The following is an 18515-nucleotide window of genomic DNA, read 5'->3' as shown; positions in this document are numbered from 1 at the left end:
GGCGCGAGCAGACGCAGAATCGCCTATTTGCGTTGCGAATTGGGCGATTCTGCGTCTGCTCGCGCTAGCTGCGGCGGTGCCCCCAGCTCGCGCTAGCTGCGGCGGTAGGCCGGCGGCAGGGGCATGCCGAGCTCGGCCAGCACGCCGCGCAGCAGCGTCGGGTAGTCGGTGATGACGCCGTCGACGCCGTAGGCGATTTGCTCGCGCATGGCTTCGGCGTCGTTGACGGTCCACGGAATGACCTTGAGCCCCAACGAATGCGCATGGTCGACATACGGTTTGCCGGTGACGAGGGCGTAGTTGGGCGAGACGATGTTGGCGCCCACCAGCAACGCACCGATCATCGGGTCGGCGGCGTTGGTGCCGGTCAGCCACGGCGAACCCGGCGCCCAGGTCTCCTCGTCATACAGGGCCACCAACGGGATTGAGGGCTCCACCCGGCGCACCATGGGCAGGGTTCGCCAGTCGAAGCTCTGGATCTCCACGCGGTCGACCTTGCCCGCCGACCTGACCGCGGCCAGTATCACGTCGACGAATTCCTGCGGCTCCGCCGAGGCGCCCGGCTTGTCGGCCTCGACCTTGGTCTCGATATTGAAGCGCACCGCGGCGTGATAGGAGTCGGTGAGCGCGAACACGTCGGGCAACGTCGCTATCTTGTTGCCGCGCACCACTTCAGCATCCGGAAATTCAGCGAGCCGCTTACCGCAGTCGAGCGTGCGGATCTGGACAAGCGTGAGCTCGTGCACCAGCTTCCCGACGTAGGGATACGCCGGGTCGCCCGCGAACGCCGGCCCCGTGTCGGCGCACTTTTCCGCATCGATCGCCGGGTCGTGCCACACCAGGGGCTGGCCGTCCTTGGTGATGCCGACGTCGAGTTCGAGTGTGCTGACCCCGAGTTCGAGCGACTTGGCGAACGCGCGCAGCGATTCCTCGGTCGTCTCGCCGCGGCCGCCGCGATGCGCCTGCAGATCGAAGTCGGGGGCTTGCGGTGACGCCGTCGGCGGCGGCGCGAGAAGCGTAACGCAAGCCAGCACGGCGCCGAGGCGCGCGAGCCAGCCCGGCACGGCCGTTAACTCCGACGCTGACGGGCGATTTCGGCGAGCACCACCCCGGCGGCCACCGAGGCATTCAGTGACTCGGTGTGGCCCGCCATCGGGATCGACACCACCTCGTCGCAGGTCTGCCGCACCAACCGGGACAGCCCCTTGCCCTCCGACCCGACGACCACCACCAGCGGGTCGGCGCCGTCCAGGTCGTCGAGCGCGGTGTCGCCGCCGGCGTCCAGCCCGACGACGCGCAACCCGCCCGCGGCCCAATCCTTCAGGGCCCTGGTGAGATTGGTGGCCCGCGCCACCGGCACGCGGGCCGCGGCCCCGGCGCTGGTGCGCCACGCCACCGCCGTCACCGACGCGGAGCGTCGCTGCGGGATCAGCACACCGTGGCCGCCGAACGCCGCCACCGAGCGCACGATGGCGCCGAGGTTGCGCGGATCCGAGATGTTGTCCAGCGCGACCAACAGCGCCGGCGGCGCGCCGGTGGCGGCCGCGAGCAGGTCGTCGGGGTGGGCGTAGTTGTACGGCGGCACCTGCAACGCGATGCCCTGGTGCAGGTGGTTGGCGGTCATCCGGTCCAGGTCGGTGCGCGGCACCTCGAGGATCGCGACGCCCAAATCGGCGGCGCGGGCCACGGATTCGGTGAGCCGCTCGTCGGCCTCGGTGCCCAGCGCCACGTAGAGCGCGGTCGCCGGGACACCGGCGCGCAGACACTCCAGCACGGGGTTGCGGCCGAGCACCGTTTCGGTCTCATCGGTGCGTTTGGCCGGGCGGCGCGACCGTGGTTGGGCGCGCTTGGCGGCGGGGTGGTTGGGGCGCAGGTGCGCCGGCGGGGTGGGACCGCGCCCCTCCAGCCCGCGGCGGCGCTGGCCGCCCGAGCCGACGGTGGGGCCCTTCTTGGTGCCGGATTTGCGCACCGCCCCGCGGCGTCGCGAGTTGCCGGCCATCTAGTTGCCGTCACCACCCAACGTCCACTGCGGCCCGTCGGCGGTGTCGGTGACCTCGATCCCGGCGTTTTTCAGCCGCTCCCGGATCTCGTCGGCGAGCGCCCAATCGCGTTGTTGGCGAGCCTTTTCCCGGCTTTCGAGTTCGGCCTGCACCAGCACGTCGACGGCGGCCAGGGCGGCCGACGTCTCGTCGCGGGATTCCCAGCGTTCGTCGAGCGGGTCGCAGCCCAGGATGCCCATCATCGCGCGGATCGCGCCGGCGTGCGCGAGCGCGCCCTCGTGGTCGCCGGCGTCGAGCGCCCGGTTGCCCTCGGCGCGGGCGTGGTGCACCTCGGCCAGGGCGATCGGCACCGCCAGGTCGTCGTCGAGCGCCTCGGCGAACTTCCGCGTCCACTCGCCCGGTTCGACGGCACCGACCCGGCTGCGGACCCGGTGCAGGAATTCCTCCACCCCGACATAGGCTTTGACCGCATCCTGCAGCGCGTTTTCGGAGAATTCCAGCATCGACCGATAGTGGGCGCTGCCCAGGTAGTAGCGCAGTTCGGCGGGCCGCACCCGCTGCAGCATCGCCGGTATGGCCAACACGTTGCCCAGCGATTTGCTCATCTTCTCCCCGCCCATGGTCACCCAGCCGTTGTGCAGCCAGTAGCGGGCGAATCCATCGCCGGCGGCGCGGCTCTGGGCGATCTCGTTCTCGTGGTGCGGAAATACCAAATCCATTCCGCCGCAATGGATATCGAATTCCGGGCCGAGATAGGTGCGGGCCATCGCCGAGCATTCCAGGTGCCAGCCGGGGCGCCCGCGGCCCCACGGCGTGGGCCACGACGGCTCGCCGGGTTTGGCGGCCTTCCACAGGGTGAAGTCGCGCTGGTCGTGCTTGCAGGTGGCCACGCCCTCGCCCTGATGGACGTCATCGATCTTGTGCCCGGACAACTGACCGTACTCCGGGTAGCTGAGCACGTCGAAGTAGACGTCGCCGCCGGCCGCGTACGCGTGGCCCGTCTCGACCAGGCGTTGCATCAGTTCGACCATCTGGGTGATGTGCCCGGTGGCCCGCGGCTCCGCCGACGGCGGCAACACGTCCAGGGCGTCGTAGGCGGCGCTGAATGCGCGCTCGTAGGTGGCCGCCCACTCCCACCACGGCCGGCCCGCGGCGGCGGCCTTGTTGAGGATCTTGTCGTCGATGTCGGTGACGTTGCGGATGAACGCGACGTCGTAGCCGCGCGCGATCAGCCATCGGCGCAGGATGTCGAAGGCCACCCCGCTGCGGACGTGCCCGATATGCGGCTGCCCCTGAACCGTGGCGCCGCACAGGTAGATGGAGACATGCCCGTCGCGCAGCGGGACGAAATCACGCACGGCACCTGCCGCCGTGTCGTGGAGCCGCAAGCGGGCGCGATCGGTCACGACGTGCCAGCTTACCTGCCCAATTACCGCGACCCTCGACGGCGAGGGGTGGCGGCCGGGGACACCTCCCCGCCCGCGGGCGTCACGCCAGCGCGGCCGTCGACGCCGAGTGCCACGCCAGCGTGACGCTCGAGGGGCGGCGGGCCGGCGTCGGCCTAGCCGACGGGCACTAGCAGCGCGGTCGCGATGGCCGCCAGGCCCTCGCCCCGCCCCGTCAGGCCCAGCCCGTCGGTGGTCGTCGCCGACACCGACACCGGCGCCCCCAGCAGGTCCGACAGCACCCGCTGCGCCTCGGCGCGTCGCGGGCCGACCTTCGGCCGGTTGCCGATCACCTGCACGGCGGCGTTTCCGATCCGGTAGCCGTGCCGGGACGTCAGGCCGGCGACGTGGCGCAGCATGTCGGCGCCGCTGACCCCCTCCCATCGCGGATCGTCCACCCCGAATACCGCGCCGATGTCGCCCAGCCCGGCGGCCGACAACAGCGCGTCGCACAGCGCGTGCGCGCCGACGTCCCCGTCGGAGTGGCCGGCGCAGCCGTCGGCGCCGGCAAACAGCAAGCCGAGCAGCCAGCAGGGGCGCCCGGGTTGAATCGGGTGCACGTCGGCGCCCAAACCGACGCGTGGCAGCTCGGTCATCGGCGCACGATCGCGTGGGCCAGCAGCAGATCGAGCCGGGTGGTGATCTTGAACGCCAGCGGGTCGCCGTCGACCACCTGAACCTGGCCGCCGACACGCTCGACCAGGGACGCGTCGTCGGTAAAACCGGCGGCGCCCCGAGAGGCCCGATAGGCGCGCACCAGCAGCTCGGTGGCGAACCCTTGCGGGGTCTGCACCGCCCGCAGGCCGGCGCGCTCCGGCGTGCCCAGGACCGCCCCGTTGGCATCCACGGCCTTGATGGTGTCAGACAAGGGCAGCGCCGGCACGACGGCGCCGTGACCGGCCCGCAACGCGTCGACCACGCGCACGACCAACGACGGCGGCGTCAGCGCCCGGGCGGCGTCGTGCACCAGCACGAAGTCGGGGTTGCCGGGGAGAGCCGCCAGGGCCAGGCCCACCGATTCCGTGCGGTCGGCCCCGCCGGCGACGACGGTCGCCCGGTCATCTAGGGACTGTTTGGCCTGGTCGATGCGGTCGGCGGGGACCGCCACCACGACATGATCGACGACCCCGGACTCCAGCAGCCCGGCGACGGCGCATTCCAGCAGGGTGCGCCCGTCGAGTTCGCAGAACGCCTTCGGGATGCCCGCGGCCAGCCGCTCCCCCGACCCCGCGGCCGGGACCACTGCGACAACCGTGCCCCCGACCACCAGAGCCTCAGGGCCTTCAGGAAGCGGCGGCCAGAACCTCGTCGAGGATGGTCTCCGCCTTGGCATCGTCGGTGCTCTCGGCCAGCGCCAGCTCGCCGACCAGGATCTGCCGGGCCTTGGCCAGCATCCGCTTCTCGCCGGCGGACAGGCCGCGTTCCTGGTCGCGTCGCCACAGATCGCGCACGACCTCGGCCACCTTGTTGACATCGCCGGAGGCGAGTTTTTCCAGGTTGGCCTTGTAGCGGCGGGACCAGTTGGTCGGCTCTTCCGTGTGGGGGGCACGCAACACCTGGAAGACCTTGTCGAGGCCTTCCTGCCCGACGACGTCGCGAACACCGACGTATTCGGCGTTGTCTGCGGGTACTCGAACCGTCAGGTCTCCCTGCGCCACCTTCAAGACGAGATACTCTTTTTGTTCCCCTTTGATGGTCCGGGTTTCGATCGCCTCGACTAACGCAGCACCGTGGTGTGGATAGACAACGGTGTCGCCGACCTTGAAGATCATCTGATTCGAGCCCCTTTCGTTACTTCATCCTAACACGGCGGCCCAAGGCGTGCGAAGCAACGATGCAGGTCAGGGGCACAACGCGGGCAGATTAGGGGTTGACAGGCGGAGCAAGACGTGCAAGGGCACACACTACCAACGCCGCTGTTCGGCCCGCGCAGGCACCCCACCCGGAGCCTGCGGCGCTGGTCCGGTGCCCTCCGCTACCGCTGGCAGAACGTTCCTACTACTGTGCATAGTTGCGTAGTTGAACCACCGTCATGATGGGTCATGACGGCGCGAGCCGAGCAGGAGGCATCGAGTGAACCGCTTCAAGATCGGCCTCCCGATCCGACGTTCCGCCCCGGCCACCCGGGTCGCCGTCGGTCTGGCCGCCTTGGCCGCCGCCGCCTCGCTCAGCGGCTGCGGAGCCGGTCAGATCTCGCAGATGGCCACCCAGGAGCCGGCCGTGAACGGCAACCGGGTCACGATCAACAACGTCGCGCTGCGCGACATCCGGATGCAGGCCGTCCAGACCGGTGACTTCCTGCAGCCGGGCCGAACGGTCAACCTGGTGGCGGTGGCCGTCAACCAGTCGCCCGACGTCGCGGACAGGCTGGTGGGCATCACCAGTGACATCGGGCCGGTGACGGTGACCGGCGACGGCCGGGTGCCGGCCGGCGGCATCCTGTTCATCGGCGCGCCCGACGGCCAGAACGTGGCGCCGGGCCCCCTGGGCTCCAACAACGCCGTCAAGGCGACCGTCGACCTGGCCAAGCCCATCTCGAACGGCCTCACCTACAACTTCACTTTCACTTTCGAGAAGGCAGGGCAGGCCAGCGTGATGGTCCCGATTTCGGCCGGACTGGGACCCGAACGGGTCTAGCCGGCCGACCTGTCCCACCGGGCTTGTCACACCGGCCCGATACGGTCACGGCGTGGCAAACGCACGCTCCCAATACCGCTGCTCGGAATGCCAACACGTCACGGCCAAGTGGGTGGGCCGCTGCCTGGAGTGCGGCACGTGGGGCACCATCGACGAGGTTCCGGCGCTCGCGGCGGTCGGTCGCGCCGGCCGTCGGCACCCGGCTTCGCGAGCCGTCCCGATCAGTTCCATCGAACCCAATGTCAGCCGGCACCGCTCGACGGGCGTAGACGAACTCGACCGGGTGCTCGGCGGCGGCGTGGTGCCCGGTTCGGTCACGCTGCTGGCCGGCGATCCGGGGGTCGGTAAGTCGACGCTGTTGCTCAAGGTCGCCCATCGCTGGGCCCAGTCGGGCCGGCGGGCGCTGTACATCTCCGGTGAGGAGTCCGCGGGCCAGATCCGGCTGCGGGCCGACCGGACCGGCTGCGGCGGTGACGAGGTCTACCTGGCCGCCGAATCCGACCTGCACGCGGTGCTGGACCACATCGCGACGGTCAGGCCGGCGCTGGTCATCGTGGACTCGGTGCAGACGATGTCCACCACCGAGGCCGACGGCGTCGCCGGCGGGGTCACGCAGGTGCGCGCGGTGACCGCGGCGCTGACCGCGGCCGCGAAGGCCGATGGCGTCGCCCTGATTCTCGTCGGCCACGTCACCAAGGACGGGGCCATCGCCGGGCCGCGCTCCCTCGAGCATCTCGTCGACGTGGTGCTGCATTTCGAAGGCGACCGCAACGGCTCGCTGCGCATGGTCCGCGGCGTCAAGAACCGGTTCGGCGCGGCCGACGAGGTCGGTTGTTTCATGCTGCACGACAACGGAATCGAGGACGTGACCGACCCGTCGCACCTCTTCCTGGATCAGCGGCCGGCGCCGGTCGCCGGGACCGCGATCACGGTGACGCTGGATGGAAAGCGGCCGTTGATCGGCGAAGTCCAGGCGCTGCTGGCCGCCCCGTCCGGCGGCTCGCCGCGCCGCGCCGTCAGCGGCATCGACCACTCCCGCGCCGCGATGATCACGGCCGTGCTGGAAAAGCACGCCAAGCTGCCCATCGCCGCCACCGACATCTATCTGTCGACCGTGGGCGGCATGCGGTTGACCGACCCATCCTCGGATCTCGCCGTCGCGACCGCGCTGGCCTCCGCGTACGCGAATCTGCCGCTGCCCACCACGGCGGTAATGATCGGCGAAGTGGGTCTCGCCGGCGATCTGCGCCGGGTCAACGGCATGGAACGGCGCCTGATCGAGGCCGCACGGCAGGGATTCACCATCGCGCTCATCCCGCCGGGTTGCGACGGGGTCCCCGCGGGCATGCGCCCGCTGACCGCACCCACCATCGTCGCCGCCCTGGAGCACATGATCGACATCGCCGACCACCGGTCCGGTGCGCACCCCGGACCGCAACGGCTAGACGTGTAGCACAAAGGGCCGCACAATGACACGCTGTGACCCGTCCGACGCTGCGTGAGACCGTTGCCCGCCTGGCCCCGGGCACGGGGCTGCGGGACGGCCTGGAGCGCATCCTGCGCGGCCGCACCGGTGCGCTGATCGTGCTCGGCAACGACGAGAACGTCGAGGCCATCTGCGACGGCGGCTTCGCCCTCGACGTCCGGTACGCGCCGACGCGGCTGCGCGAGCTGGCGAAGATGGACGGCGCCGTCGTGCTGTCCACCGACGGCAGCCGCATCGTGCGGGCCAACGTCCAGTTGGTGCCCGATCCGTCGATACCGACCGACGAGTCGGGGACCCGCCACCGCTCCGCGGAACGGGCCGCGGTCCAGACCGGCTACCCGGTGATCTCGGTGAGCCACTCGATGAACATCGTCACCGTCTACGCCGCCGGGGAGCGCCACGTGGTGGCCGATTCCGCGACCATCCTGTCGCGGGCCAACCAGGCCATCGCCACCCTGGAGCGGTACAAGACCAGGCTCGACGAGGTCAGCAGGCAACTGTCGCGGGCCGAGATCGAGGACTTCGTCACGCTGCGCGACGTGATGACGGTGGTGCAGCGGCTCGAGCTGGTCCGGCGCATCGGCTTGGTGATCGACTATGACTGCGTGGAACTCGGCACCGACGGGCGCCAACTGCGGCTGCAGCTCGAGGAGCTGCTGGGCGGCAACGACACCGCCCGGGAACTGATCGTGCGCGACTACCACGCCAGCCCCGAGCCGCTGTCCGCGGCGCAGATGACCGCAACCCTGGAAGAACTCGATGCCCTGTCGGACACCGAACTGCTCGACTTCACTTCGCTGGCAAAGGTTTTCGGATACCCGACGACCACCGAGGCGCAGGATTCGGCGCTCAGCCCGCGTGGCTACCGCGCGATGGCCGGCATCCCCCGCCTGCAGTTCGCGCACGTGGACCTGTTGGTCCGGGCGTTCGGCACCCTGCAGGGCCTGCTGGCGGCCAGCGCCAACGACCTGGAATCGGTGGACGGCATCGGCGCGATGTGGGCCCGTCACATCCGGGAGGGGTTGTCGCAACTGGCGGAGTCGACGATAGCCGACCCGCTCAGCTGAGTCCGGTTACCCCGCGGGAACGGGGCCCGGAGCGACCCCCGGCGGCGCCTCCGGCGGCGGCGCGAGCGCCGGCTGACCCGGCACCGGCCCCGGCGGCGGTGGCGGCTGATTGAGGATGAACGGAACCGGCTGCGAACGCAGGTTTCCCAGCTGCACGACGAGGTTGTAGGTGCCGGGCCCGATCGCCGGCCGCGGCAGCGGGCAGTGCGGCGCGGAGCCCATTCCCGTCCAGGTCACCGCCGTGGTCACCTGCTCGCCCGGCGTGAAGGTTTTGATCAGGGTCTCGTTGGACGGCGCGCAGTCCAGGTTGGACCACAGCCGCTTGTTGTCCAGCGAGTAGACGTAGGCGGCCAGCACCGCGGCCCCGACGTCGCGCTTGCAGGACACCAGCCCGATGTTGGTGACCACCATGGTGAATTTCGGCTGGTCGCCGATGAAGTACTGGGGCGCGTTGGTCAGGCCCTTGACGGCCAGCGTCGAATCGGGGCAGTCATCGCCCTCCTTGAGCACCGGCGGCGGCTGGACCGCGGCGGTCAGCGTGGGTGACTCGGGGTTCTGCCCCTGCGGTGCCGGCACCGGGGTGACGCCTTCCTGCCCCGGCGGTGCCGGCGCCTGCGGCGCGGGCGAGCCCGGCTTGCTTTGCGCGGAGTTGGGTTTGTCGGCATTGGCGGGTTTGGCACCCGCGCTGTTGCCCATGAAGGCGACGATCGTGGCGGCCACGATCCCGATCACGACGACCGCGATGCCCAGGGCCAGGCCCCTGCGCCGCCAATAGATCTCGGTGGGTAGCGGGCCACGCGGTTCAAGATCCAGCACATTCACACCGTAGGCGCAGGTCACGCGGATTTGTTTGACCCGCCTCGGCGTGTCGCCCTGTTCGCTGGCCGACCGCCGTGTAAAGAGCGGCGAGCGAACCGGCCGTTACTCTCCGATATCGCCGACGTGGTCGACCAGCGCCGCCCGCCCGTCGGCGAGGTGATAGGTGACGGCCGCGATGGCCAAGGTGCCGGCGGCCACCCGCTCGGCGATGGCCATCGAGCGCGCCATGAGCTGGACCACCGTCTCGCGCACGTGCCTTTCCTCGAACTCGTCGACGCGGGTCAGGCCGTCGCGGCGGCCCATCAGGATCGACGGCGCCACCCGCTCCACCAGATCCCGCACGAAGCCGCCGGGTATCGTGCCGTCCTCGATCGCCCCCAGCGCCGCCTTGACGGCGCCGCAGCTGTCGTGACCGAGGATGACGATGAGTGGCACGTCGAGCAAGGTCACGGCGTACTCGATGGACCCCAGCACCGCCGAATCGATGACCTGCCCGGCGGTGCGAACCACGAACATGTCGCCCAGGCCCTGATCGAAGATCAGCTCGGCGGCGACGCGGCTGTCCGCGCAGCCGAATATCACCGCGGTCGGCTTCTGGACGGCGGCCAGGCTGGCTCGATGCTCGACGCTTTGGCTGGGATGCTCGGCCTTGCCTGCGACGAATCGCTCGTTACCCTCTTTGAGTGCTTTCCACGCGGTTACCGGACTGGTATTGGGCATGTCAAATATTGTGCTGTGCCGCGGCCTCGAATGCCTAGTCAACTGGGCATCCCGGCCGACGAGCTAGTGGCGTGGTACGGCCGGTCGCGCCGTGACCTGCCCTGGAGGGGGCCGGGCGTCAGCGCATGGCAAATCCTGGTCAGCGAGTTCATGCTGCAGCAGACGCCGGTGGCCCGGGTGCTGTCGATCTGGCCGGACTGGGTGCGGCGGTGGCCGACGGCGTCGGCCACCGCGGCGGCCAGCGCCGCCGACGTGCTGCGCGCCTGGGGCAAGCTCGGCTATCCGAGGCGGGCAAAGCGCTTGCACGAGTGCGCCATCGTCATTGCCCGTGACCACGACGACGTGGTCCCCGATGACGTCGACACTCTGTTGGGGTTGCCGGGCGTCGGTGGTTACACCGCGCGGGCCGTGGCCTGCTTCGCCTATCGCCGGCCGGTGCCCGTGGTGGACACCAACGTGCGTCGCGTGGTGGCCCGCGCGGTGCACGGCCTGGCCGATGCCGGCGCGCCGTCGGCGGCGCGTGACCACGCCGACGTGGCGGCGCTGCTGCCGAACGACGAGGTGGCGCCGGAGTTTTCGGTCGCGCTGATGGAGCTGGGCGCGACCGTGTGCACGGCGCGGGCGCCGCGCTGCGGGTTGTGCCCGGTTGCCGCGTGCGCGTGGCGGCAAGCCGCCTATCCGCCCGCGCAGGGGCCGGCCCGTCGCGTCCAGGCCTACGCCGGGACCGACCGTCAGGTGCGCGGCCGTTTGTTGGACGTCTTGCGCGACAACGACTCTCCGGTCACGCGAGCGGAGCTGGACCTGGCCTGGCTGACCGACACCCAGCAGCGCGACAGAGCGCTGGATTCGTTGCTGGCCGACGGCCTGGTGAGGCCGACGGCCGACGGGCGGTTCGCATTGCCGGGCGAGGACCGGCCGCGCGGCTGATCAGAGGTCTCTCAAAGGTCATTGCCGGCGTAGGACTGGTTGAAGCTCTTATTCGCCAGCGGAAAGTCGGGGACGATGGTGTCGGCCATCGCGACGGGCAGCGCGGGCCAGTTGAACCAGGAGGGGTCGACGATCTTGGCGCGGGTGATACGGTTGGCGTCGTCGATTTCGACGCGATGGACGACGGTGCCGCGCCAACCCTCGACGATGCCGATACCGCTGCGGGCCGTGCGCGGCGGCGCCGGGGTGACGGCGTATTCGGTTGGGCCGGAGTGTGTTTCGATCAGCCGGCATGCCAACTCGGTGGACGCGGCGAATTCGTCGCGCCGCACCGTGTAGCGCGCCAGCACGTCACCCGCGGCGGCGCCGATCTCGGTGACGGGCAGCGCGGTGGTGGGGTGTTGGAGCCGGGCGTCGGTGCGCATTCCGCTGGCGCGCGCGACGTAGCCGAGGCAGCCGAGGGCGTGAGCGTCCTCCGTGTGCAGGACGGCCGTCCCGTCGAACCGGTCGTACAGCACCGTGTTGCGCAGGGTCAGTTCGGCGACCTCGGCGACGTCGGCCGCAACGGACCTCAGCTCGGTGGCGTCGGGGAGCGCCCGCAGCGCGACCGCCCCGGGGCGAATGGCGTTGCGCAGCAACCGATGCCCGGTGACCACCGCGTTGATTCGCAGCAGTCGCTCGCGGATGCGTTGCGCGTGCGCGTTGGCGAGGGAGAATCCGACGTCGTTGGCCAGCGCGCCCAGGTCGGCGACGTGATTGTAGAGGCGCTCCAGCTCGACGAGCAGCGCGCGCAGGCGCCGCGCGTCGTCGGGGAGTTCGACCCCGAGCGCGTCTTCGATCGCGAGGCTGTGGGCGAGGGCGTGAGCGATGGAGGTGTCGCCGCTGACGCGCTCGGCCAGGTCGACCGCGCCGTCGGCCGGCCGGCCCTGGAAAAGCTTTTCCACGCCCCGGTGGACGAACCACAGTCGAGCCTTCAGCCGCAGCACGGTCTCGCCGGCGACGGAGAAGCGGAAGTGGCCGGGTTCGATCACCCCGGCGTGAACCGGGCCCACGGGGATCTCGTATACTCCCGGCCCCTCGACGGTGACGAACGGGAAATGGGCGGCGCCTTCGAATTCCGATGCGGGCGCGGCGGCGCCGCGCATGGGATACCAGTCCTCGGGCCAGTGGGCGTGTCGCACCAGCCGACGCACCCTGGGATGCCCGACGGGCCGGATCCCATACAGGTCGGCCATCTCGCGCTCGAATCGGCCGGCCGCGAACGAGAGATATGCCAGCGAAGGCACCGCCGGATCGGCGCTGGGCACAACGCATTCGAGCTCGACGCGGCGATCGGGCCAGCCGGCGAGGAACAGGTACACGACGCGCAAGGTGGCGCCGTCGTCGTGGGCTGCCATCAGGCCCAGCCGAAAGCCCTTGTCCAGCAGGTCTTCCGCCATCTCGGTCAGCCCGTCCTGGGACAGCCTGCGGCGGACCCAGTCGTGGCTCATCGGGGCGCCCCAACGTCGGCGGCCGCGGCGGTGAACAGGCCGGTGAGCGGGCCGGCGGTGACACCGAGGGCGATCGATGCCGCGACACCGAGCAACAGGGCCGCCGCCACCGTGCGTGGCACCGCGATCTCTACCGCGCCGGTGGGCCGGCCCAGCAGGATGCGGCCCGAGTTGCGCGCCAGCGCCGCGAAGGCGACCGCGATCAGCGCGATGCCCACCCCCAGGGCCCAGGTGAGCCGGGCGTCCGCGAGGGAACGGACGATGGCCAACTCGCTGGCGAACATGGCAAAGGGCGGCAACCCGAGCAACACGACCGCGCCGACGGCAAGCGACACACCGACCAGGCGGGAGCGCCGCAGCACCGCGGTGATGTCCGCGATGGCGGTGGAGTCGTGGGCGGCCTGCAGCTGACCGCTGGCCAAGAACAGGACCGTCTTGCCGATCCCGTGGGCGAGCACGTGCAGCAGCAGCGCGGCGATCGCCAGCGTGGTGCCGGCGGCCGCGGCGATCGCGATCAAGCCCATGTTCTCCATCGACGAATAGGCAAGCATCCGTTTGATATCGGGCGTCACGGTCAGCATCAGGGCGGCGATCACCAGCGTCGCCAGCCCGACCACCAGCAGCCCGGACCGCATGAAGGTGGCCGCGGCGGCGGCGTCGACGATCGGTTTGACGCGGATGAGCACCGAGAACGCCACCGACAACAGCACCCCGCTCATCAGCGCCGAAACGGGTGCCGGGGCCTGGCTGTGGGCGTCGGCCAACCAGGTGTGAAACGGGAACAGCCCCGCCTTGGCGCCGTAGCCGACCAACAGCAACCCGCCCGCCAGTCGGGCGGTGCCCGGATCGAGCCCACCCGCGTGCGCCATGAGCACGTCGAGGTTCAGGGCCGCGGCGGCCGGCGCGCCGGCATGCTCGGCGGCGTAGTACAGCAGCACGGTGCCCAGGAAAGCGATCGCGATGCCGACCGAACAGATCACGACGTATTTCCAGGTCGCCTCGAGCGCCGTGCGGGTGCGGCGGTGCCCGACCAGAAAGGCGGTGATCACCGTGGTGGCTTCGATCGCGACCCAGATGACGCCAATGTTGTTGGCGCACACCGCGACAACCATCGCCGCCAGGAACGCCGCGGTCAGCGCGCCGTACGCCCGGGCGCCGCGGAGGTCGGTATGGCCGCGCGCCAATTCGGCGTCGAGGTAGCCGACGCTGGCCCACGTGGCCAGCGTGGCAACGACTCCGATGACGATCAGCATCGTGACGCTCAGAGCGTCGACCCGCAGCAGCCCGCCCAACGCGAACCGGGTCCCCGATCCGACGCGCAGCCCCAGCGCCGCGCCGCACCCGAGCACCGTTACCGCGGATCCGACGATCAGTGTGGCGGTTGCCCGGCGCCACCCGACCACCAGGGTGGCGATCGAGGCGGCGATCGGCGTGAGGATCGCGACGAGCAGTAACCCGGTCATCAGTCGTGCAACTCCTGCAATGCGTCCAGGTCGGCGCCGCCGAAGGTCCGGGACAGCCGGCCCGTCAGGACGCCGATCACGAGGACCGCGAACAGCACGTCCAGGGACGCTCCCAGCTCCACGATCAGCGGCACCCCGGCGGTGAGCAAAAACGCGGTCGCGGCGATTCCGTTGTCCAGCATGAGGAATCCCGCGGCCTGCGACACCGCGTGCCGCCGCGTCACCATCACGAACAGCGCGATGAGCACCACCGAGGTGGCGGCCGGGACCGCGGTGGTCGAGGCCGCCGGCTGCAGGTTCACCAAGGGTCGGGTGGCGGCGAACGCGGCGAGCGTCAGCACGGCGGTGATCAGTAGCGACGTCGCGGTGTTCACCAGCGGGGTGGCCTCGCGGCGGGTCTGGTGGGTGCGTGGCTCGGCGCCGAACGCGCGGGACAGCAGCCGCGGCAGCACCGCGGCGCGCAACACCAGCACCGCGACGCCGACGCCGATGAGCGCGGCGTCGCCGTCGTACGCGCCGCGCAGGACGGGGATGGCCGCCAGCGCGACGCCCTGGCAGGCCAGCAGGCGGACGATGGCGACCAGGTCGCGGCGCCACACGACCAGCACCGCCGCCAAGATCAGCCCGCCGGCGGCGAGGTCGACCAACACCGCGAAAGTGTCGTACGTCATGTCGGCACCGTGAAGAAGTTGGCGGCGATCACCGCGAGCAGGGCCAGCAGAAAAGACCCCGCCAGCAGCTCGGGAACCCGGAACAACCGCAGCTTGGCGACGAACACCTCGACCGTTGCGAGCAGGGCCGCCAGCAGGGCCACCTTGGCCACCACCGCCGCGACGCCGACGACGATGTCCACCGCGCCGGGCCAGCCGCCGGCGATACCCCACGGCGCGAACAGGTTTGCCAGCAGCGCCAACAGCACTGTCAACCGCATCCCGGTCGCCCACTCGACCAGCGCCAGGCGCGGGCCGGCGTATTCGAGGACCATCGCCTCGTGCACCATGGTGAGCTCGAGGTGGGTGGCGGGGTTGTCCACCGGAAGCCGTCCCGTCTCGGCGACGATCACGATCACCAGCGCGGCAAACGCCAGCACCGCCGGCAGCGACATCACCTGGCCCGGGTGGGTGATGGTATTCGCCACCAGCGCACCGAGATTCGCCGATCCCGCCGGAACCGACAGTGCGAACACCGCGAGCAGGATCGTGGGTTCGACCAAGGCGGCGATGGTGATCTCGCGGCTGGCCCCCATGCCGCCGAACGAGGTGCCGGTGTCGATGCCGGCCAGGGTCAACGCGACGGTGCCGACAAACAGCAGGCCGACCACCACGAACAAGTCGGCGCTGGCATCCAGTGGCGATCCGGTGGCGACCAGCGGTGCGATCGCGGCGATCAGCAACGTCGACCCGGCGACGATGGCGGGGGCGGCCGCGAACACCGCCGTAGTGCCGAGCGGGGTGATCTGTTGTTTGCCAAGCTGTTTGAGTATGTCGCGCCACGGCTGCAGGACGCCGCCGCCGACGCGGCCCTCCCAGCGTGCGCGTACCTGGCGGGTGAGGCCGACCACCAGCGGCGCCGCGACCATCACGGCGCCGATCTGCACGGCGCCCGCGACGTAGGACAGGGCGTTCATCGGGCGATCACCAGCACGATCAGCACGCCGAGCGCACCGTACGCCAGGTACAGGTGCACGCTGCCGGTGTGGGCGCGCCGCATCATCGCCGCGGCGGCCGCCACGGTCCGGATCACCGGCGTGTAGAAGCGTTCCTCGATCGCATCGGAGATTCTGGTGCGGTAGGTGATCTTGTCGGCCAGGTACCGCGACTCGGCGACGTGGGTCACCTCGATGTCGGTGTCGGGACGCAGGACGTCATCGAAGACCCGTTGCAGCGGCTCGGCGAACGACGTGGCCGTGTACTGCATGCGAGCGGTGAGATCGTTTGCGCCACAAGCCCATAACGGCAATGCGGCGGGTGCCGGGCGCCGCCCACGACGCCAACGCGCCAGGATGGCGGCCGCCATCACGGACACCCCGAAGCCGGCGGCGATCACCCCGGGTGCGATCGAGCCCTGCAGACCGGGCAGCCGCACCACGGCGCCGAGATCGGTGAACTCCACCGCCCGCGCCGCGGGTAGCGCGGCCACCGCCCGACGCAGGGCGGGCGCGGTGACCGAGGGCGCCACCGCCAGCACGAGGCAGGCCGCCGCCGCGATCGCCATGCCGGCCAGCATGCTGCCTGGCGCCTCGCGGGCCCGGGCGGCCTCCGCGCACCGGGGCCGGGCCAGGAATCCGATCCCGAATGCCTTGACCATCGCCGCAACCCCCAGGCCGGTGGTGAGTGCGACCGCGCCCACCGCCAGCGGTGTCGTCAGGGCCAGGACGGTGGCATGCCCGCGGGCCGTGTGGATCAGCGATTGAAGCAGCAACCACTCGCTGACGAACCCGGCGCCCAGGGGCAACCCGCACGCCCCGAGCGCGGCCACCCCGAACAGGGTGGTGGTCGCCGGCATGCGCCGGGCCAGGCCGCCCAGCCGGTCGAGGTCACGCTCCCCCGTGGCGGCCAGCACCGCCCCCGCCGCCAGGAATCCGAGGCTTTTGAAGGCCGCATGCGCGATCAGGTGCAGCATGGCCGCGACGGCGGCGATCGTCGCGGGGGCGTACGCGCCGGAGGCCGCGAACAGGGTCGCGGCTCCCAGCGCCAGCGTGATCAGCCCGAGGTTCTCGGTCGTCGAATAGGCAAGTAGCCGTTTGAGATCCGTGGCCACCGAAGCCTGCACCACGCCGTAGAGCGCCGACGCCCCGCCGACAACCATCAGGGTGAGCCCCCACCACCGCGGACCCGGTCCGAGCAGCTGCAGATCGACACGGCAGATGCCGTACACGCCCAGGTTGACCATCGCGGCGCTCATCAGCGCCGATACCGGGCTGGGCGCCTCCGGGTGCGCGCGCGGCAGCCAGGCGTGCAGCGGCACCAGACCGGCCTTCGACCCGAACCCCGCCGTCGTCAACACAAAGACCGCGGCGCGGGCGCCCTGCGGCAGCTGGCGCAAATCGGCGAACCGGTCCGCGCCGCCACCCGCCGACAACACCATCAGCCCGACCAGGATCGCCGCGAACCCCAGCTGGGTCATCACCGCGTACACCAATGCGGCGGAACGAACCTGCGCGCGGGTGTGGTCGGCCAGGACCAACACCAACGACGCGACGGCCATCAACTCCCACGCCAGCAGAAACGTGGTCACCGACGCCGCGGCGGGCACCAGCAGCATCGCCGCGACAAACATCGGCAACACCGACAGCGTGACCCGACTCAGGTGTCCGCGCCCGGCATACCCGATCACGTACAGCCCGACCGCGACCGCGACCGCGCCCGTGAGCGTCATAAAGAACCCGCCCAGCGGATCGAGGCTCAGTTGCACCCCGGACAAGGGGAGCAACCACCCGATGCGCACCGCGCGAACGGAACCGAACATCCCCAGCAGGCCCGCCCACACCCCGCCCGCGCCGAGCGTCGACGTCAACACGCCCAGCAGGGCGGGCCCGACGTCGTTGCGGGTCAACATGTTTGGCGCGGGACCCGCACGGGTCATCGGTTCAGCAGTCACTTGCCGGTGACCGATCTGAGAGCCGCGATGATCTGGCTCGGCGTCGGCGGGCAGCCCGGGATTTCCACGTCGACGGGCACCACCTCACCCACCGCGCCGACCACACCGTAGGCATCCCCGAAGACGCCTCGGTTCAGCGCACAGTCCCCGCAGGCGATCACCCGCCGCGGCTGCGGGGTGGCGTCGAGGGTGGTCCGCAATGGACCGGCCATGTTGCGTGTCACGACGCCGGTCACCAGCAGCGCATCCGCGTGGCGCGGGGACGCCACCAGGCGCGCACCGAACCGCTCGGCGTCATACACCGGGCCAAACGCGCCCGCGATCTCCACCTCGCACCCGTTGCAGGAGCCCGCGTCCACGTGCCGGATCTGAAGCGAACCACGCACTCCGGCAGGCGGTTTCACCACCGGTCGCGGTGCGGGCGCCGCCCGTTCGGCGATCCGACCGACACCGAAGGCTTTGCGAATCCAGCCCATGGACGCTACAGCGCGCTGCCGGCGCGCAGGTCCGCCAACACCGCCACGCGGTCGCTGAACACCCCGGTGAGAACCTTGCGCGCGACCATCAGCAGCTCGGCGATGTCCGGTGAGGCGATCGAGTAGATCATCGTGTTGCCGTCCCGGTGCGCGTCGACCACGCCGGCTCGGCGCAAAACGCCCAGCTGCTGGGACAGGTTCGACGCTTCCAGCCCAACCTCGGACAGCAGCTCGGCGACCGGCTTGTCGCCGGCCACGAGGAGCTCGAGAATCCTGATCCGCGCCGGATGCCCCAACGTCTTGAAAAACTCGGCCTTGACCTGGTACAGCGGCTCCGACACGACAGATCTCCTGAAGACTCCACAATTTCTATGTTCGACCAATT

19 protein-coding genes are annotated in these 18515 nt (G+C 70.5%); 4 read left to right on the top strand and 15 right to left on the bottom strand.

The annotated features are described in order from the left end of the window. Positions 1 to 92: 92 nt before the first annotated feature. From G6N25_RS12235 to carD, 6 genes are all read right to left on the bottom strand, one after another. Positions 93 to 1064 carry a glycerophosphodiester phosphodiesterase gene (locus G6N25_RS12235; protein WP_083073708.1) on the bottom strand — a complete coding sequence of 324 codons (972 nt, stop codon included), beginning with the start codon at positions 1062 to 1064 and terminating at the stop codon, positions 93 to 95. A 5-nt stretch (positions 1065 to 1069) separates the two neighbouring features. Then, positions 1070 to 1999, bottom strand: a complete 930-nt coding sequence (rlmB, locus tag G6N25_RS12230) for a 23S rRNA (guanosine(2251)-2'-O)-methyltransferase RlmB (protein ID WP_083073709.1) — start codon at positions 1997 to 1999, stop codon at positions 1070 to 1072. Next, positions 2000 to 3406 (bottom strand): cysteine--tRNA ligase, encoded by a 1407-nt coding sequence (cysS, locus tag G6N25_RS12225; RefSeq protein ID WP_083073710.1) that lies wholly within the window; start codon positions 3404 to 3406, stop codon positions 2000 to 2002. 155 nt (positions 3407 to 3561) lie between these two features. Beyond that, the gene (ispF, locus tag G6N25_RS12220; RefSeq protein WP_083073711.1) at positions 3562 to 4041 is read right to left on the bottom strand and encodes a 2-C-methyl-D-erythritol 2,4-cyclodiphosphate synthase; all 480 of its coding nucleotides are present in this window, start codon (positions 4039 to 4041) and stop codon (positions 3562 to 3564) included. Continuing rightward, positions 4038 to 4778 (bottom strand): 2-C-methyl-D-erythritol 4-phosphate cytidylyltransferase, encoded by a 741-nt coding sequence (gene ispD, locus G6N25_RS12215; protein WP_083073712.1) that lies wholly within the window; start codon positions 4776 to 4778, stop codon positions 4038 to 4040. The genes ispF and ispD overlap by 4 nt, the downstream gene beginning before the upstream one ends. Next, a complete protein-coding gene (gene carD, locus G6N25_RS12210) occupies positions 4729 to 5217 on the bottom strand; it encodes an RNA polymerase-binding transcription factor CarD (RefSeq protein WP_007166539.1) in 489 nt (162 codons plus the stop codon). The genes ispD and carD overlap by 50 nt, the downstream gene beginning before the upstream one ends. 301 nt (positions 5218 to 5518) lie before the next feature. Between carD and G6N25_RS12205 the strand changes: the two genes are divergently transcribed. Genes G6N25_RS12205 through disA form a run of 3 tightly spaced genes read left to right on the top strand, consistent with a single transcriptional unit; the run spans position 5519 to position 8635 of the window. Beyond that, positions 5519 to 6082 (top strand): hypothetical protein, encoded by a 564-nt coding sequence (locus G6N25_RS12205; protein ID WP_083073713.1) that lies wholly within the window; start codon positions 5519 to 5521, stop codon positions 6080 to 6082. A 52-nt stretch (positions 6083 to 6134) separates the two neighbouring features. Beyond that, on the top strand, positions 6135 to 7535 hold the full coding sequence (radA, locus tag G6N25_RS12200) for a DNA repair protein RadA (RefSeq protein WP_083073714.1): 1401 nt from the start codon (positions 6135 to 6137) through the stop codon (positions 7533 to 7535). Between the two features lie 26 nt (positions 7536 to 7561). Continuing rightward, positions 7562 to 8635, top strand: a complete 1074-nt coding sequence (gene disA / locus G6N25_RS12195; RefSeq protein WP_083073715.1) for a DNA integrity scanning diadenylate cyclase DisA — start codon at positions 7562 to 7564, stop codon at positions 8633 to 8635. 6 nt (positions 8636 to 8641) lie between these two features. Here disA and G6N25_RS12190 read toward each other — a convergent pair whose 3' ends face one another. Continuing rightward, a complete protein-coding gene (locus G6N25_RS12190; RefSeq protein WP_142272595.1) occupies positions 8642 to 9451 on the bottom strand; it encodes a hypothetical protein in 810 nt (269 codons plus the stop codon). 105 nt (positions 9452 to 9556) lie between these two features. Then, the gene (locus G6N25_RS12185; protein WP_083073717.1) at positions 9557 to 10174 is read right to left on the bottom strand and encodes a carbonic anhydrase; all 618 of its coding nucleotides are present in this window, start codon (positions 10172 to 10174) and stop codon (positions 9557 to 9559) included. Positions 10175 to 10204: 30 nt separating this feature from the next. Between G6N25_RS12185 and G6N25_RS12180 the strand changes: the two genes are divergently transcribed. Beyond that, a complete protein-coding gene (locus G6N25_RS12180) occupies positions 10205 to 11101 on the top strand; it encodes an HhH-GPD family protein (protein WP_083073718.1) in 897 nt (298 codons plus the stop codon). 11 nt (positions 11102 to 11112) lie between these two features. On the opposite strand, the gene G6N25_RS12175 is transcribed toward G6N25_RS12180, so the two are convergent. From G6N25_RS12175 to G6N25_RS12145, 7 genes are read right to left on the bottom strand one after another with little or no spacing between them, the layout of a single operon-like run. Beyond that, a complete protein-coding gene (locus tag G6N25_RS12175; RefSeq protein ID WP_083073719.1) occupies positions 11113 to 12591 on the bottom strand; it encodes a hydrogenase large subunit in 1479 nt (492 codons plus the stop codon). Then, the gene (locus tag G6N25_RS12170) at positions 12588 to 14054 is read right to left on the bottom strand and encodes a proton-conducting transporter transmembrane domain-containing protein (RefSeq protein WP_083073720.1); all 1467 of its coding nucleotides are present in this window, start codon (positions 14052 to 14054) and stop codon (positions 12588 to 12590) included. The genes G6N25_RS12175 and G6N25_RS12170 overlap by 4 nt, the downstream gene beginning before the upstream one ends. Next, entirely contained in the window at positions 14054 to 14725 is a 672-nt protein-coding gene (locus tag G6N25_RS12165) for a hypothetical protein (protein WP_083073721.1), read from the bottom strand. The genes G6N25_RS12170 and G6N25_RS12165 overlap by 1 nt, the downstream gene beginning before the upstream one ends. Continuing rightward, positions 14722 to 15672, bottom strand: a complete 951-nt coding sequence (locus G6N25_RS12160) for a respiratory chain complex I subunit 1 family protein (protein ID WP_083073790.1) — start codon at positions 15670 to 15672, stop codon at positions 14722 to 14724. The genes G6N25_RS12165 and G6N25_RS12160 overlap by 4 nt, the downstream gene beginning before the upstream one ends. Positions 15673 to 15677: 5 nt before the next feature. Next, positions 15678 to 17612, bottom strand: a complete 1935-nt coding sequence (locus G6N25_RS12155) for a proton-conducting transporter transmembrane domain-containing protein (protein WP_083073722.1) — start codon at positions 17610 to 17612, stop codon at positions 15678 to 15680. Positions 17613 to 17650: 38 nt separating this feature from the next. Next, positions 17651 to 18130, bottom strand: coding sequence for an NADH-quinone oxidoreductase subunit B family protein (locus G6N25_RS12150; RefSeq protein ID WP_083073723.1), 480 nt, complete (start codon positions 18128 to 18130; stop codon positions 17651 to 17653). 5 nt (positions 18131 to 18135) lie between these two features. Then, a complete protein-coding gene (locus G6N25_RS12145) occupies positions 18136 to 18471 on the bottom strand; it encodes a lsr2/espR transcriptional regulator (RefSeq protein ID WP_083073724.1) in 336 nt (111 codons plus the stop codon). Positions 18472 to 18515 lie beyond the last annotated feature (44 nt).

This window comes from Mycobacterium heidelbergense, from assembly GCF_010730745.1.
GTDB classification, from domain to species: domain Bacteria; phylum Actinomycetota; class Actinomycetes; order Mycobacteriales; family Mycobacteriaceae; genus Mycobacterium; species Mycobacterium heidelbergense.
This window is presented reverse-complemented; position numbering and strand designations above follow the sequence as displayed.

What these genes read in the sequence shown, in the direction of transcription:
- ispD (WP_083073712.1), bottom strand. Translation starts at nt 4,778, where the DNA reads ATGCCAAGGCGGAGACCATCCTCGACGAGGTTCTGGCCGCCGCTTCCT.
- G6N25_RS12150 (WP_083073723.1), bottom strand. Translation starts at nt 18,130, where the DNA reads ATGGGCTGGATTCGCAAAGCCTTCGGTGTCGGTCGGATCGCCGAACGG.
- G6N25_RS12180 (WP_083073718.1), top strand. Translation starts at nt 10,205, where the DNA reads ATGCCTAGTCAACTGGGCATCCCGGCCGACGAGCTAGTGGCGTGGTAC.
- G6N25_RS12175 (WP_083073719.1), bottom strand. Translation starts at nt 12,591, where the DNA reads ATGAGCCACGACTGGGTCCGCCGCAGGCTGTCCCAGGACGGGCTGACC.
- carD (WP_007166539.1), bottom strand. Translation starts at nt 5,217, where the DNA reads ATGATCTTCAAGGTCGGCGACACCGTTGTCTATCCACACCACGGTGCT.
- rlmB (WP_083073709.1), bottom strand. Translation starts at nt 1,999, where the DNA reads ATGGCCGGCAACTCGCGACGCCGCGGGGCGGTGCGCAAATCCGGCACC.
- G6N25_RS12170 (WP_083073720.1), bottom strand. Translation starts at nt 14,054, where the DNA reads ATGACCGGGTTACTGCTCGTCGCGATCCTCACGCCGATCGCCGCCTCG.
- ispF (WP_083073711.1), bottom strand. Translation starts at nt 4,041, where the DNA reads ATGACCGAGCTGCCACGCGTCGGTTTGGGCGCCGACGTGCACCCGATT.
- G6N25_RS12165 (WP_083073721.1), bottom strand. Translation starts at nt 14,725, where the DNA reads ATGACGTACGACACTTTCGCGGTGTTGGTCGACCTCGCCGCCGGCGGG.
- G6N25_RS12155 (WP_083073722.1), bottom strand. Translation starts at nt 17,612, where the DNA reads ATGTTGACCCGCAACGACGTCGGGCCCGCCCTGCTGGGCGTGTTGACG.
- G6N25_RS12185 (WP_083073717.1), bottom strand. Translation starts at nt 10,174, where the DNA reads ATGCCCAATACCAGTCCGGTAACCGCGTGGAAAGCACTCAAAGAGGGT.